1 pseudogene is annotated in these 386 nt (G+C 61.1%); it reads right to left on the bottom strand.

The annotated features are described in order from the left end of the window. A pseudogene (locus tag CXF97_RS14030) lies at positions 1-386 on the bottom strand (type VI secretion system tip protein VgrG); the annotation flags it as partial.

Below are 386 nucleotides of genomic sequence, written 5' to 3'. Positions count from 1 at the left end.
GGACTACCACCGGAGTTCATATTGATCACCGGCCCGCTCATGGTCACGCCGCCAGCATCAATCTTGATGAAGCTGCCGCCGCCGACCAGGGTCAGCTCGGCGCCGGCCTCCATGACCACTTTCATGCCGCTGCTCAGGTGGATTTCCTGACCGGCGTCGATGAACTGGCCGGTGCCGATCTTGATGTGCTGGTTGACGCCCACGGTGAGGTGGTCGTTGGCGCGGGTTTCGACTTTGCGGTCGGCGTAGACGGTGTGGTGTTCTTCGGCCTTGAATTCGCTGTAGCTGTTTTGCTCGACGGTGTCGTGGCGTTCGTTGCCGACGCGGATTTTCTGGTCGTGCTCGATGTTCTCGTCCCAGTCGCGCTGGGCGTGGAGGAAGATCTG

The organism is Pseudomonas sp. Choline-02u-1 (genome assembly GCF_002836515.1).
In the GTDB taxonomy this organism is placed as follows: domain Bacteria; phylum Pseudomonadota; class Gammaproteobacteria; order Pseudomonadales; family Pseudomonadaceae; genus Aquipseudomonas.
This window is presented reverse-complemented; position numbering and strand designations above follow the sequence as displayed.